General features: G+C 65.5%; 15 protein-coding genes, 1 tRNA gene and 1 rRNA gene. 6 read left to right on the top strand and 11 right to left on the bottom strand.

Going from position 1 to position 14,151, the window contains the following annotated elements:
* Positions 1-16 precede the first annotated feature (16 nt).
* Positions 17-907 carry a DMT family transporter gene (locus ACZ5BT_RS05705; protein ID WP_464885643.1) on the top strand — a complete coding sequence of 297 codons (891 nt, stop codon included), beginning with the start codon at positions 17-19 and terminating at the stop codon, positions 905-907.
* Positions 908-924: 17 nt separating this feature from the next.
* Positions 925-2,619, top strand: a complete 1,695-nt coding sequence (locus tag ACZ5BT_RS05700; protein ID WP_464885642.1) for an ABC-ATPase domain-containing protein — start codon at positions 925-927, stop codon at positions 2,617-2,619.
* On the opposite strand, the gene ACZ5BT_RS05695 is transcribed toward ACZ5BT_RS05700, so the two are convergent.
* The 9 genes from ACZ5BT_RS05695 to ACZ5BT_RS05655 form a co-directional block, all read right to left on the bottom strand.
* Complete coding sequence (locus ACZ5BT_RS05695) at positions 2,616-3,011, bottom strand: PIN domain-containing protein (protein WP_464885641.1); 396 nt, start codon at positions 3,009-3,011, stop codon at positions 2,616-2,618. The two genes, ACZ5BT_RS05700 and ACZ5BT_RS05695, sit on opposite strands and share 4 nt — an antisense overlap.
* Positions 3,008-3,265 (bottom strand): AbrB/MazE/SpoVT family DNA-binding domain-containing protein, encoded by a 258-nt coding sequence (locus tag ACZ5BT_RS05690; protein ID WP_464885640.1) that lies wholly within the window; start codon positions 3,263-3,265, stop codon positions 3,008-3,010. The genes ACZ5BT_RS05695 and ACZ5BT_RS05690 overlap by 4 nt, the downstream gene beginning before the upstream one ends.
* Positions 3,266-3,365: 100 nt before the next feature.
* On the bottom strand, positions 3,366-4,103 hold the full coding sequence (locus ACZ5BT_RS05685; RefSeq protein WP_464885639.1) for an ABC transporter permease: 738 nt from the start codon (positions 4,101-4,103) through the stop codon (positions 3,366-3,368).
* Complete coding sequence (locus tag ACZ5BT_RS05680; protein WP_464885638.1) at positions 4,100-5,065, bottom strand: ABC transporter ATP-binding protein; 966 nt, start codon at positions 5,063-5,065, stop codon at positions 4,100-4,102. The genes ACZ5BT_RS05685 and ACZ5BT_RS05680 overlap by 4 nt, the downstream gene beginning before the upstream one ends.
* A 10-nt stretch (positions 5,066-5,075) precedes the next feature.
* Entirely contained in the window at positions 5,076-5,618 is a 543-nt protein-coding gene (locus tag ACZ5BT_RS05675) for a GNAT family N-acetyltransferase (RefSeq protein WP_464885637.1), read from the bottom strand.
* A gap of 90 nt (positions 5,619-5,708) precedes the next feature.
* The gene (locus ACZ5BT_RS05670) at positions 5,709-6,233 is read right to left on the bottom strand and encodes a 7-cyano-7-deazaguanine synthase (protein ID WP_464885636.1); all 525 of its coding nucleotides are present in this window, start codon (positions 6,231-6,233) and stop codon (positions 5,709-5,711) included.
* The gene (locus tag ACZ5BT_RS05665; RefSeq protein WP_464885635.1) at positions 6,233-6,355 is read right to left on the bottom strand and encodes a hypothetical protein; all 123 of its coding nucleotides are present in this window, start codon (positions 6,353-6,355) and stop codon (positions 6,233-6,235) included. Before ACZ5BT_RS05665 ends, ACZ5BT_RS05670 begins: the two co-directional genes overlap by 1 nt.
* Before the next feature lie 188 nt (positions 6,356-6,543).
* Positions 6,544-7,602: an inorganic phosphate transporter gene (locus ACZ5BT_RS05660; protein ID WP_464885634.1), complete on the bottom strand. Its 1,059-nt coding sequence runs from the start codon at positions 7,600-7,602 to the stop codon at positions 6,544-6,546.
* A 17-nt stretch (positions 7,603-7,619) separates the two neighbouring features.
* The gene (locus ACZ5BT_RS05655) at positions 7,620-8,270 is read right to left on the bottom strand and encodes a DUF47 domain-containing protein (RefSeq protein WP_464885633.1); all 651 of its coding nucleotides are present in this window, start codon (positions 8,268-8,270) and stop codon (positions 7,620-7,622) included.
* A gap of 90 nt (positions 8,271-8,360) precedes the next feature.
* Between ACZ5BT_RS05655 and glpK the strand changes: the two genes are divergently transcribed.
* Genes glpK through ACZ5BT_RS05635 form a run of 4 tightly spaced genes read left to right on the top strand, consistent with a single transcriptional unit; the run spans position 8,361 to position 13,874 of the window.
* Positions 8,361-9,836: a glycerol kinase GlpK gene (glpK, locus tag ACZ5BT_RS05650; protein ID WP_464885632.1), complete on the top strand. Its 1,476-nt coding sequence runs from the start codon at positions 8,361-8,363 to the stop codon at positions 9,834-9,836.
* On the top strand, positions 9,824-11,434 hold the full coding sequence (locus ACZ5BT_RS05645) for a glycerol-3-phosphate dehydrogenase/oxidase (RefSeq protein ID WP_464885631.1): 1,611 nt from the start codon (positions 9,824-9,826) through the stop codon (positions 11,432-11,434). Before glpK ends, ACZ5BT_RS05645 begins: the two co-directional genes overlap by 13 nt.
* Before the next feature lie 31 nt (positions 11,435-11,465).
* Positions 11,466-12,071 (top strand): queuosine precursor transporter, encoded by a 606-nt coding sequence (locus tag ACZ5BT_RS05640; RefSeq protein ID WP_464885630.1) that lies wholly within the window; start codon positions 11,466-11,468, stop codon positions 12,069-12,071.
* Positions 12,072-12,080: 9 nt separating this feature from the next.
* Positions 12,081-13,874, top strand: a complete 1,794-nt coding sequence (locus ACZ5BT_RS05635) for a S9 family peptidase (RefSeq protein WP_464885629.1) — start codon at positions 12,081-12,083, stop codon at positions 13,872-13,874.
* A gap of 39 nt (positions 13,875-13,913) precedes the next feature.
* On the opposite strand, the gene ACZ5BT_RS05630 is transcribed toward ACZ5BT_RS05635, so the two are convergent.
* Both ACZ5BT_RS05630 and rrf read right to left on the bottom strand, forming a co-directional pair.
* Positions 13,914-13,989: transfer RNA gene (locus ACZ5BT_RS05630), tRNA-Gly, on the bottom strand.
* Positions 13,990-13,999: 10 nt separating this feature from the next.
* Positions 14,000-14,116, bottom strand: a 5S ribosomal RNA gene (gene rrf / locus ACZ5BT_RS05625).
* Positions 14,117-14,151: the final 35 nt, after the last annotated feature.

Here is a 14,151-nt window from a genome sequence, read left to right as displayed (position 1 = left end):
CCGGTAGAATCTCGCCATGCCGAAAGGCCGCGTCTACGCCATTCTCGCGATCGGCGTGCTGGCGGTGAGCGCCGCCGCCATCTTCATCCGTCTGGCCTACGGTGCCCTGGGCGAGGCGGGTCTCGGGGCCTCGATGCTGATCGCCGCCGGGCGGCTGCTCCTGGCCTCGGCGATGCTGCTGCCCTTCGCCGCCCAGAGCCTCAAAAAGCCACAGCGTCGGGCCGTCTACCTCCTGGCTGCTGGAGCTGGGGTCTTTTTGGCCCTCCATTTTGGCTTTTGGATCGCGAGCCTCGCCTACACCTCGATCGCCGCCAGCGTGACCATCGTCACCACCAACCCCATCTGGGTCGCCGGGATCGAGTGGCTCTTCTTTGGTCGCCGGCCGCACCGGAAAACCCTATTCGGGATCGCGCTGGCCGTCGCCGGGGGCGTTCTGATCGGCCTGAGCGACGCCGGAAGCGGCGGCCTCGGGAACCGGCCGCTCCTCGGCGACCTCCTCGCCCTCTTTGGCGCCTGGGCGGTGAGCCTCTACCTCATCCTGGGACGCGAGGCCCAAAAGGCGCTCGGAACCACCGGCTACGTGGCGGTGGCCTATCCCTCGGCGGCCCTCGTCCTCCTGCCCCTTCCCTGGCTCTTCGGCACCGGCTACCTGGGCCATGCCCAGCAGTTTTACCTTTGGATCTTCCTCATGGCGCTGGTCCCCCAGCTCATCGGCCACACCAGCCTCAACTACGCGGTGCGCTTCCTCGGACCCACCCTGGTCACGCTCTTCGTGCTCTTTGAACCGGTGGTCTCGAGCCTGCTCGGCTTCGTCATCTTCAACGAGGTACCGGCCCCGGGCGTCTTCGCCGGGGCCGCGGTGATGCTCGCCGGCGTCGGGCTGGCTCTCGGTGGCCACCGGTCCTGACCTGCGATAATGGCCCCGTGCGCGACCTGGAAGAGCTCCGACGCACCCTTTTTGGCCTCGAGGGCCGTGGCTACAAAGCCTACAAACGCCTTCTCGGCCCCTGGCAGCTGGGGCCGGTCACCCTATTTTTCGACCACGTGCAAGGCGACCCCTTCGCCACCCCCTCCAAGGTTCGTCTCAGGATTCCCCGCGCCGTCCACTCGATTCCAGAAGCGCTGTGGTCGAGCGAGCCCCGAAAGACAGGCCTTTTGGACTATCTGCTCCGAGTCTTTCACCGCGCGGCGCGCGAAATCCCCCCGAGTGGGGGCACCGGCCACTCAGGCAGGGTGTTCGTTGACGCGCCGGGCGCCGAGATCCTCCTCCGCTCCGGGGCTGAGATCACCGGGGCGTACCTCGAGCTACGATTCCGGGTGGGCCTCCCGGCCCGGGGGCGGAGCATCATGGGCCGGGCCGCGGCCAAGCTCCTTACCGAGGCCATCCCAAAAGCCGCGGCCGCCGTTCACTGGTCCCACCTCGACCAAGACCTCGCCTGGCGCTTTGCCAAGCTCGCAGAGGACCACGCCCACCTGCAACAGCTGCTGGCGCAAAAGGGGCTGGTGGCCTTCGTGCGGGACGGCAGCATCCTCCCCCGGCGAAGCGGCATCGCCCAGGAGCCCCTCGAGGGAGCCGTTCCCTTCGCCGCCCCGCCCAAGCTCCGGGTCAGCCTGCCGACCCTTCACCACGGCGAGGTGGTGGGGATGGGCATCCCCGAAGGGGTCACCATCATCACCGGCGGCGGATTCCACGGCAAGACCACGTTGCTCGAGGCCCTCGAGCAGGGCGTCTACCCCCACGCCCCGGGCGATGGACGGGAGTGGGTGGTGACCCGGGCCGAGGCCCTCAAGGTGCGCAGCGAAGACGGCCGCTCGATCAGCGGCGTTGACCTCGGCCCCTTTATCCGCGACCTCCCGGGGGGAAAGCGAACCGACTTCTTCCAGACCCAGGACGCCTCGGGTTCGACCTCGCTGGCGGCGGTGATCCTCGAGGGCATCGAGGCCGGCGCCCGGGTGCTCCTGATCGACGAGGACACCTCAGCCACCAACCTCCTCACCCGCGATGCCCGCATGCAGCGCCTGGTCGAGCGGGAAACGATCACCCCCCTGCTCGATCGGGTCCGCGAGCTCTTTGAGCGCCTCGGCGTTTCCACGGTGATGGTGGTCGGCGGCAACGGCGACTACCTCGACGTGGCCGACCGGGTCATCCTGATGGAGGCCTACCGGCCCCACGACGTCACCGAGCGCGCCCGAAAGATCGCCAGCGAACTCCCCTCGCGCCGGTCGCCGTCGGCCCCGGAGCACCCCATCCGCGTCACCCCTCGCTGCCCGCTGCCCGAGTCCTTCGACCCCCAGCGGGGCGGGCGGGAAAAGATTAAGACGCGGGGGCTTCGGGAAATTCTCTTCGGCCACCAGACCATCGACCTCACCGGCCTTGAGCAGCTCGTTGACGACAGCCAGGCCCGGGCCATCGGAGCGATGCTCAAAAAGATGCAGCGCCTGGCCGACGGTCGAACGCCACTCAGGGAACTCGCCGAAAGGCTCGTGGAAGAAGCCAGGGCCCGGGGGCTCTACGCACTCGAAGCTTCCCCCGAACTCGCCCTTCCCCGGGCCCTCGAGGTCGCTGGCGCGGTCAACCGCCTGCGGAGCCTCAAAGTTAAACCTTGTAAGGCAAGCTAGGGAAACCGGATCTCAACACCGTCTTTGGGAAAGCGCCGGTCCAAAGTATACACCGGCGCGCCCCCCTCTTTGGCCACAGCCCAGATCAAGGCGTCGGCGAAAGAAATCCTCTTCGACGGCCGGCAGAGCAGGAGTGCCGAGATGACGGTTTCCTTCTTAAGGCCCGCCACCGCCACGTTCTCCTTCTGCAAGAAGGCCACCAGAGCATCCACCACCTGGGCCCGCTCCACCCCATAGATGGTGGTGAGCACGTAAGCCGTCTCCACCAGCACCACGTCGGTGAGGGCAACCGGCCCCCCATCCAAAACCCGCGCCGCGCGCTCGGCGAGCTCCGGGGGATCACCGGTCAGGTAACGCACGACCACGCTGGTGTCAACCAAGGACCTTATCACCGGGTCTCATCCGCCGACGCAGCCCGCCAAGCGCGCTCACGAGCTGCGGGCCAGTCTTCCACGGAAAGGCGGGTTTGAATCTTGTCCGCGAGCAGCCCTTTGAGCGAGCGGCGGTGGGGTGGTGGCAGAAAGTAGATCTCCACGTGGTCACCGACCAGGCGCTGCACCGCAATCCAGCCCGGTTTCACGCCGAGCTTTTCGCGGATCTCCTTGGCAATCACCACTTGCCCTTTGGGGCTTACCGTGTAGGGCATAGTCAAACTCCCTCTTGCCCAGTTTAACCTGCATGCGTTCAGGGGTAAACCGGGAGACGCTTTACAAGTCGGAAAGCCCGACCAGGGCCTTCAAAAAGGACTATTCCTCGACCATTCGCCACGGAAGCTTTCTGGGAACGAGCACCAAGGTGAGCAGGGTGTAGGCCACCAGGATCAGCGCGGACTTGATCAGCCCCACCTGGTCCCCGTTCAACGCCGCGTGCAAAGCCGAAGCCGCGTGGGTGGTGGGCCAGAGATTCGAAAGGAGGCGCAGCCAGTCTGGCAGCAAGGCGGCGGGGTAGTAAACCGGAGAGAAAAACACGACGACGACCTGCAAAATCTGCGTCGCGAGCAACGCCACCACGGCCGAGGGGCTAAAAAAGCCGATGACCGCACCGAAGCCCGCCATGGCCAAACCCGCGAGCAGCAAGACAGGGGCCGCAACCAGGGGCAGACGGACGTCCAGGAAGAACCAGGCCAGGATCCAGATCGCGGCCGCCGACGGCAGCGCCAGCAGGGTGCCGCGAGCTGCCAACGCCAGGATGTAGGTCAGCTTGGAAACGGGAAGGGAGGCGAAGTACTCGAAGACACCGGCCTCCTTCATGTGGGCGACGTTCTGTCCCAGCGTCAGCATGCCAGACAGGGCCATCCCGAAGACCAGGCTGCCAACCACCAAATAACTCAGATCCACGGACCCGCGCCGGCCCACGAGGATGGCCAGGAAGATGAGATAAGCAAAGGCCACGAACGAGGTGTGGACCAGCTGCCAGTACCAGGTGTCCCGGAGAATGTAGAGCTCGCCGCGGAGCAACCACAAAAAGTCCCGCACCCCCTTCACCGTTTTCCCCCCAGCTGTGAGCTCGCCTGCTCCGTCAAATGGATATAGACGTCGTCCATGGTCGGGCTGACCACCTTAACCTCATCCACGAGCCCTTCGCGCGCCAGCGAGGCGGCGGCCTCGAGCAACCGGCCCAACTCATCGGCACGCGGCCGGAAGACCCAAAGCAGGGGCGTTTTTCTTTCCTTTTCTTGTATGCGATTCAGAAACGCTTCCGCTTTCGGGGCCGCGCCCTCTTTCACCCTCACTTCGACCACCATCCGGCGGGAAACGAGCCGCTTGAGCTCTACCGGCGTGCCCAGCGCGACCGCACGGCCGCGATCGATAAACATCACCTGATCGAGGTAACCCTCGGCCTCAGCCAGGATATGGCTGGTGACGACCACGGTCAGACCACGCTCCCGGCGCATTTCCTCGAGGAACGCCCAAACCCGCCTCCGGTTCCTGGGGTCAAGGTTGCTCGTCGGTTCGTCGAGCAACACCCCCCGGGGTTCGCCCATGAACGCGGTGAGGAGCGTCAATACCCGCTGCTGTCCCCCGCTCAGGCGGCTAAAGCGTTTCGAGGCCTGATCGAGGAGGTCAAAGCGCTCCAGGAGTTCCTTGGCCAGGTTCTCGGCGACCCGGAGGGGCAGCCCCCGCAGCACCCTGGCGTGCAGCAAGACTTCGGCGGCCCGGTAATACCTGAACACGGGAACCCGCTGGCCAACCGTGCTGACCGTTTTCGAAACCAGATCCGGAAACTCGACGATATTCCGCCCACCGAGCAGAATCGAGCCCGAGCTGGGCCGCAACAGCCCGGCGAGCTGACGGACGAATGTCGTCTTCCCGGCACCGTTGGGCCCGAAGATGCCGAGGATCTCCCCTTCGTATATATCTACGGTAATCCCGTCGTTGGCCAGAACATTCCCGCGCCGGTACCGCTTGGTGAGGCCGCGAACCTCGTACAACACCCGCCGTCCCATAACAACCCTTCTACGATTCGTGCTGGGGGTACCACTCTTGAGCCAAAAGCCCCCACACGTCGAGGTCTACCCACTTCCCCTTTTTCCAAATTACCGATCGTCTCACGCCCTCGTGGGTAAAACCGGCCTTCTTGAAAAGGCGATTGGCGATCGTGTTGTCCGCAAGAACAAGCGCTTCAATGCGGTGCAAATTCAACCCCTCGAACGCGTAGGCGACGAGCAGGCGAAGCGCCTCGAGACCCCGTCCTTGCGAGCGGTATTTTCGCTCACCAATGAAGATTGAAACGAAGGCATAGCGATTTTTCCAATCGATGGGCCTGAGCGCAACCTCGCCTATGGGTTCATGAGTTTCATTATTCAAAATGATGAAAAACCGCGCGTCGTTCGCACTGTGCGAGCGCGAAAGCCAGCTTTCCATCTCCTCCAGGCTTTGGGGCCGCGGATCCCCGAAAAACGCCGTGCCGATGACATCTTCCTGCAGCATCCAGGCGATGATGCGCGGCACATGCTCACGCTCAACAGGCAACAGACGAACCTGATCACCAACGAACACTGTCACGCTCCACAGAAACAGAAGGCTCAGGGTCCAGTGGTCGACCCCGAGCCTCCTGAACGAAAAGCCTCACGCCAAAGCCCTTCCAGCTCAAGCCGCATCGGCGCCAACTGCCTGTCCGCTCAAGACAGCCTCCAAAGCCACCTTGCGCGTCTGGCAAGGCGTGCATTCGCCACACGGCTCCTGAGAGCCGCGGACACAACTCCACGTCAAGTCCACGGGTACCCCGAGTCGGAGCGCATCCCGGACGACCTCAACCTTCGACATCCCGGCCAGCGGAGTCAACAAACTTACCCCGAGTGGCTCCAGATAAGCGCGAAGCCGTTCGAGATAACCCCCAAGCTCGGGGAAGGCCTGCAGATCATCGCGCACAACACCCAGGTAGACGCGCTCAAATCCAAGACGCCCCGCCAAAACAGCCAGGTTGGTGATCGTTTCGCATGGATCGGTCCATCCCGCCCTCTGTCTCCCGGGTACCGGATAGGCCTGCTCCCAGGGCGCAAATTTCCTGCCCAGGAATTCGATTTCGGGCAGCTTTGTGACGTAGAACGGTACCCCCAGCCCCGAGGCCACGACCTCGGCCGACCGCCTCTCCCGCGGCGTCGCAGGCAGCATCAAGTCGCAGGCAGCATCAAGTCGAGGTAGGTCGCCACCAAATCGTCCCGTCTTTCCCGGGCTAACCGGTAGAGCAGAACCGCGGAATCGAGGCCACCGCTCAGCATCACCAACCTTCCCACTTTTTCACCTCCGATTTTCAATTAACGCCAGAAGAGGCAAAAAAAGGAGGAATCTCACATTTGAACCAAGGTTTGATCGGCCCTCAGTCCTCGAGGTCGCTGGCGCGGTCAACCGCCTGCGGAGCCTGCGGGTCAAACCCGATCAAGGCCCTTAGCGCCCACTCGGCTGCCTCCAGATTGCCAGGGGCCTAAGGGACCACCGGCAGGTTAAAGACGTTTTGCAAAACGTAAAGCCCGACCAATGCCACCGCGGCGGCGGTGAGCGGGGCGAGGATCCACCCGGCGGCGATGCGCCGGAGCAACCCCCAGCGCACCCGTTCCCCGGGGATGAGCAGCCCGAGCCCCACCACGGCGCCGACCACCGCCTGGGAGCTCGAGACCGGGACCAGCGGCGGGGGCGGGAGCCCCAGCGACGAAACGAAACCGGCGAAGCGTTGCGAAGCGAAAGCCAAGAGCACCAGCGATTGCGAGACCACCACCACCCAGGCCGCGAGCGGGGTGAGCTTAACGATGTCGCGGCCCACGGTCATCATCACCCGATAGGAATAGGTGTAGATGCCGACGGCAATCGCCAAGCCACCGAGCAACAGCAGCATCCGTACCGGCGACAAAACCACCACCCCTCCCACCTCGAGGGGCAAAAAAAGCCGGTCGGCCATGGGGAGGAACACCCCCACCACGTTGGCGATGTTGTTGGCCCCGAGGGAGTAGGCGCCGAACGCCCCCGCGGCGATCAGCGCGTAGCGCGCGAGCAGATCCAGGGTCAAAAGGTGCATCCGGACCCCGCGCACGAAGGCGCGCAAGGGGAGGTAGAGCAACACCGCGATCGCGGCCGACATAAAGGGGGTCACCACCCAGGCCGCGGCGAACTTACCGAAGTGGGCGGGGTCGATGGGGCGCCCCACGAAGAGGTTCCAGCCGAGAATCGCCCCCACGATCGCCTGGCTGGTTGAAACCGGGACCCCGCGCCGGTTCATCAGGTAAACCCCCAGCGCCGCGGCCAGGGCCACCATGAAGGCCCCGGGCAGGCTCGCCACCTCACCGAGCCGCCCCAGGCTGGCGGTGGTCCCGGCGCCCGAAAAGACCGCCCCCAAAATGACGAAGGCGCTGGCGATGAAGGCCGCGGTCGAAAAGCGGACCATGCGCGTGCCGACCGCGGTGCCGAAGGTGTTGGCCCCGTCGTTGGCCCCGAGCGACCAGCCGAGGAAGAGCCCGCTCAGCAGAAAGATCCAGGAAAAGGGTTCCATAGCTCAGCCCGCAAGGATCACACCATGCGTTTGATGGTCAGAATCGAAAGTTCGTCGCAGATGTCTTCGGAGGTATCGGCAACGTCGTCGATGCGCTCGATGAATTGCGAGAGGTGGAGTTTCCGGGCCAAGTCCATGTCGCTCGAAAACAGCTTGCGCCCGATCCGGGTGGCCACCTTGTCCGCTTCGGATTCGAAAAACTGGACCTTTTTCACGTGGTCGCGCACCGCGTGCAGGTCGCGGAAGAACGCCCGCGCCGCTTTGACCATCTCCTCGGCGGTGGCCACCGCCCGCTGGGCAAGCTCCAAGATGCCCTCGCCAAGCTCGCCCAGGTCCGGTTGCTGGACGTAGAAGGCGTAGACCGACTCCTCGTAGCGGTTGGTCACCTGATCGACCTGCTCGATGAGGCTGAGCACGTCCTCCCGGAGCTCGGGAATGAGGGTGTGCACGGTCATCTTGGCCTCGATCTCGCGCCTGAGGCGGTCGCCGTCCTCCTCGACCCGGGTGATCTGCTCGATGTAGCCCTCGAACTCCGGACCCACGCCCTGGCGTACGAAGGACTCGATGGCCCGGGTGAAAACGAGCCCCGCCTCGAGGACGTGGTCGAAGTAGAGGTCGATCTCCGCTTCCAGCTCGCGGACACTGGCAAAGAGCGTTGGGAGCTTCATTGTTTCTCAATACTACCGAACTTCTAAAGGGCCTTCCCAACCCCCGCGGCCCAGGCAAACGACACCCCGGCCTCGGGGCATAATCAGGTTATGGGATACCTGCTCGCGCTCGATCAAGGCACGACCTCCAGCCGGGCGGTGATCTTTGACCTCGAGGGCCGCCCGCTGGCCAGTGCCCAGCACCCCTTAAAGCCCAGCTTCCCCCGGCCGGGCTGGGTCGAACAGGATCCGGCCGAGATCTGGGAGACCACGCTCCGCGCGGCGAAGGACGCGCTGGAAAAGGCCGGGATCGACCCCGGGAAGGTTGCCGCCATTGGCATCACCAACCAGCGGGAAACCACCATTTTTTGGGAAAAAGCCACCGGCAAACCCCTGGGGCCCGCCATCGTGTGGCAGGACCGACGCACCGCCCCCCTCACCGAGCGTCTGCGCCAGGCGGGCAACGAGGCCTGGGTCCGGGACAAAACCGGGCTGGTCCTCGACCCCTACTTCTCGGCGTCCAAGATCGCCTGGCGGCTCGACGAAGACCCCGAGCTCAAAAGGCGGGCCCAAAACGGCGAGGTGGCCTTCGGCACCGTCGACGCCTGGCTGCTCGAAAACCTTACCGGGCAACACCTGACCGACGCCACCAACGCCTCGCGCACCCTCCTCCTCGACCTGAAGTCTCTGGCCTGGGACGAACAGCTCCTCGAGCTCTTCGGCGTTCCCCGAAGCCTGCTTCCCGAGGTCCGGCCTTCGATCGGAGCGTTCGGGACCACCAAGCCCGAGCTTTTCGGCAGGGCCATTCCCATCACCGCCGTGCTCGGCGACCAGCAGGCCGCGCTCTTTGGCCAGGCCGCCTTCACCCCTGGCATGGCCAAAAACACCTACGGCACCGGGGCCTTTGTGGTCATGCGCATCGCCGAGTTCACCCTGGCCGAAGGGGTCCTCACCACCCTCGCCTGGTGGCGCGAGGGGGAGGTGGCCTATGCCCTCGAGGGCTCGATCTTCGTGGCCGGGGCGCTGATCCAGTGGCTGGTCGAGGGCCTCGGGATCATCGAACACCCGCGGGCAGTGGAGGCGCTGGCCCGCCAGGTCGAGGACACCGGGGGCGTCGTCCTCGTGCCGGCCCTCACCGGCCTGGGCGCGCCCCACTGGGACCCCTACGCCCGGGGGCTGATCATCGGTCTCACCCGCGGCACCACCCGCGCCCACATCGCCCGGGCCGCCCTCGAGGCCATCGCCTACCAGACCCTCGATGCCACCCAGGCCATGGCCGCGGTGGAGCCGATCCGTGAACTCCGGGTCGACGGCGGTGCCTCCCGAAACGACCTGCTCATGCAGATCCAGGCCGACGTGCTCGGGGTCGAGGTGGCCCGGCCGGAGTACACCGAAACCACCGCCTTCGGCGCTGCGATGGCAGCGGCGGTGGGTGCGGGGCTTTTGGACCTGGAGGCGGTCAGCCACCGCTGGAAGGAAGCGCGCCGCTTCCGGCCTTCCACCGATCCCGATCGCCGTCAGCGCGGGCGGGCGATCTGGAAGGAAGCGGTCGAGAAAGCGAAGGGGTGGGCAAAATGGCAGACCTAGACCGGAAATCCCTGCTCAAAAGAGCCGAAGACCGTTTCGACCTCCTGGTCATCGGCGGGGGCGCCACCGGCGCCGGGGTGGCGCTCGACGCCGCCAGCCGCGGGCTCAAGACCCTGCTGGTCGAAAAGTACGATTTCTCGGCCCAGACCTCTTCCCGATCGACCAAGCTCATCCACGGTGGGGTGCGCTACCTCGAGGCCGCGATCAAGCGGCTCGACCGGGTGCAGTGGAACCTGGTCAAGGATGCCCTCAAAGAACGCAGCGTCCTCTTGCGCATCGCCCCCCACCTGGCGAGAAAGATCGAGCTCTTAACGCCCCTCTACCGGGCGATCGAGGTCCCCTACTTCCTGACCGGCCTCAAGCTCTACGAAGCGCTCGCCGGAAAGGAGCGGCTCGGGAAGGCCTACTTCCTCCCCAAACAGGAAGCGCTCAGGCGCTTTCCCCAGCTCAAGGCCGAAGGCCTCAAAGGGGGCGTGGTGTACGCCGACGGGCAGTTCGACGACGCCCGCATGAACGTGGCCCTGGTGCTCACGGCGCTGCAAAAGGGCGCCGTCGCGATCAACCACGCCGAGGTCACGGGGTTCATCAAGGAAGGGGGGAAGGTGGTCGGGGCCGAGATCCGCGACCGCCTCAGCGGCGATCTCTTTGCCACCCGCGCCCGCATGATCGTCAACGCCACCGGCCCCTTTACCGACCGCATTCGCCGACTCGACGACCCGGAAGCGCCCCCCATGCTCGCCACCAGCTCCGGGGTGCACCTGGTGCTGCCCGGCAAGTACGCACCCCCCGAAACGGGCCTGCTCATCCCCCGAACCGAGGACGGCCGCGTCCTCTTCGTCCTCCCCTGGCACGGCCACACCCTGGTGGGGACCACCGACGAACCGGCCGCGCCCACCGAGCACCCAAGGCCCACCGAGGCCGAGGTGACCTACATCCTGCGCCATCTGAAAAAACACTTCGCCATCGACGTCACCGAGGACGAGGTGCGCTCGGCCTGGTCGGGCCTCAGGCCCCTGGTCAAAGACCCCCGGGCCCAGGACACGGCCAAGCTGGCAAGGGACCACGTCATCGTCGAGTCCTCCTCCGGCCTGGTCACCATCGCAGGGGGCAAGTGGACCACCTACCGCAAAATGGCGCTCGATGTGGTCGACCACCTGAACCGCACCCGGAACCTGGGGCTTCCCCCCAGCCAGACCCAGGCCCTGCCCCTCAAAGGGGGCAAGATCGAGTCGCTGGACCTGGCCCAGCTCGAGCGCGCCGCCCCCAGCCCCGAGGTGGCCGAGCACCTCTACCACACCTACGGCGACCAAGCTTTGCAAGTCCTGGCCCTGGCCCGTGAGGAGGGCCTCCTCGCGCCGCTCGTCGAGGGGTTCCCCCACCTCGAGGCCGAAGTGGTGTGGTCCGCCAGACACGAGCTCGCCGAACACCCCCTTGACATCTTGGAGCGGCGCACCCGGATCGCCTTCCTCAACCAAAAGGCAGCCCTCAAAGCCCTCCCCCGGGTCACCGAGCTCATGGCACAGGAAAAGGGCTGGAGCGAAGCGGAGAAAGCCCGCATGCTGCGCGAAAGCGAAGCGTGGCTCACAATCGCCCCTTGAACCCCGCACGCCATACGCTATCCTCGTGATCGTGAAACGCCTCCAAGTGCTGGTCGTCCTCACCAGCCTCTACATCGCGGCCGAAGTCGTCTCGAACGCCACCGCCGGCAGGCTCGTTCAAATCGGCCCCCTGGTCCTTCCCGGGGCCATCTTCCTCTACTCCTTGACCTTCACCCTTCGCGACGCCATCCACACCGCCGGGGGCTACGCCGCCGCGCGGGGGGTGGTCTGGGGCGGGTTTTTAGCCAACGCGCTGCTGGCCCTCTACGGCCTCTTCGTTCTCGCCCTCCCCGCACCCGCCTGGTTCAGCGGTGAGGCTTACGCCCAGGTCTTCGGCCAAAGCGCGCGGGTCGTGGTCGCAAGCCTCAGCGCCTATCTCCTGGCCCAGCTCGCCAACACCTGGATCTTCGAACGCGTCCGGGGCAGCATCCTGGCCAAGGTCACGAGCTCGAACGCCCTGGCCGTGCTCCTGGACACCGCCATCTTCATCACCCTGGCCTTTGCCGGCACCGGCGCCCCGCTCCTCAACATGATGCTCGGCCAGATCCTCTTTAAATTCGCCCTGAGCCTCGCCCTTTTGCCGCTGGTCTACGCCGTTCGTCCCCTCCTGACACCGGATCCCACCGATTCGGTGTAAGACTGAGGCATGTCGATCACCGCAAAGGATCTGGCCCTGCCGAGGCTCACGCATCACAACGAAGTCCGCTGCCGAGAAGGCATCTTCTGGACCGAAAAGCTTGCCGGCAAAACCCACCTCGTCACCCTGCGCGAAGCCCCCCTCACACTCTTTCCCCACCACCCCCTCGGCGGCGAGGTGGGTTACGGTGGCGGCGCTTTTGGCCTCAGCCACGAGGCAATCTACTTTGTCTCCCAGCAGCGGATCTTTCGCAGCGACCGTCAGACGCTCGCTGCCCCCCGCCCCATCACCCCGGCATTTGGAGCCTCAGCCGACCCAACGCCGCACCCCCGAGAACCCTGGGTGGCCTACGTCCATGCCAGCGACGACGGCGAAGATGTGCTGGCCCTCGTTCCCGCCGATGGAAGCGAGTGGCCCAAAGTCCTGGCCCGGGGCGCCAGTTTTTACATGCAGCCCACCTGGAACCCCTCGGGGACCGACCTGGCCTGGATCGAATGGGACCTGCCCAACATGCCCTGGGATGGGTCTCGCCTGGTCCTGGCCGAGGTCCTCGAGGGACAAACCCGAAACGCCAGAGTCGTCGCCGGGGACGACAGCACGGCGGTATTTCAACCCAGCTTCAGCCCTGACGGGCGATTCCTACTCTGGCTCGAAAACCCCAGCGGCGAGGAAGGGGACCGTCTGGTCCGACTCGACCTCCAAAGCGGCCGGCGGGCGGTGCTCCATGAAGCCCTGAGCCTCATCGACCCCGCCTGGGCTCAGGGCCTGCGGGTCATGGCCTTTGGCCCGGGCGGCTTCCTCTACCTGCGAGAGAACGACCGCGGGCAGGCCCGGCTCTGGAAGATCAACGTGGAGCGCGGCCAGAAGACAGAGCTTCCTTCGGGTGGCTACAGCTGGTTCTCGAGCCTCGATGGCGACGAGAAGCGGCTCGTCGCCATCGCCAGCGCCCCCGACCGGCCGGAAAGTGTCATTACCTACGACGGGCAAGCCTTCAAGGTCATCGCCTATGGCACCCCCCACCTCCCGGGACCCTTTTCCCCAGGGGAAGCGGTCCGCTTCCAGAGCGCTGGCGGGGCCTGGGTTGAAGCCATCTACTACCCGCCGACCTCAGGCCAGCCACGCCCTCCTGCCGTGGTCAGCGTCCACGGGGGACCGACCAGCCAGCGCACCCACGCCTTCAATCTCCAGGCCCAGTTCTTCGCCAGCCAGGGGTTCGCCTACCTCGAGCTCAACTACCGGGGTTCAACCGGCTACGGGCGGAGCTACCGCGAGGCCCTCTACGGTCACTGGGGTGAGGTCGACGTTGAGGACGCCATCGCCGCGGCGCGCTTTCTCGCCGAATCTGGTCGCGCCGATCCCGCGCGCCTCGGGATCATGGGCGGCAGCGCCGGTGGTTACACGGTGCTCATGACCCTGGCCTCCCACCCGGGCGTTTACCGGGCTGGCGTCAGCTTCTTCGGCGTCACCGATCTCTTCATGCTGGCCCAAGACACCCACAAGTTCGAGTCGCGATACACCGACAAGCTGGTCGGCCCTCTTCCCCAAGCAGCCTCAGCCTATCGCGAACGCTCGCCTCTCCATCACGCGCATCGAATTCGCGACCCTCTCTACGTCTTCCAGGGTGGCAACGACAAGGTCGTCGTTCCCGAGCACGCCGAGGCGCTGGTGCGAATCCTCCGCGAAAACGGCACCCCGCACCGATACAAGCACTACCCCGAGGAAGGTCACGGCTGGCGCGATCCGTCGACGATCGAGGACTTCTATACCGAAGCCCTGGCCTTTTTCCGGTCCCACCTGAGGTAGGGAAAGGGAAAGCCCCCCGGAAATCCCGGGGGGCGGCTTTGGAGCGGGAGACGGGACTCGAACCCGCGACCCTCTGCATGGCAAGCAGATGCTCTACCAACTGAGCTACTCCCGCAATCAAAAACCCCCCGCACCGACCTACTCTCCCAGACGGTCGCCCGTCCAGTACCATCGGCGCTGGCGCGTTTCACTTCCGTGTTCGGTATGGGTACGGGTGGTTCCACGCCGCTCTGGGCACGGGGGGTGTCTCCCTTTCTCCCTTTCAAATGCCTCCGGA

Source organism: Vulcanithermus mediatlanticus (assembly GCF_055385885.1).
The sequence above is the reverse complement of the archived record's forward strand: the minus strand, read 5'-3'. Positions and strand labels throughout refer to the sequence as shown.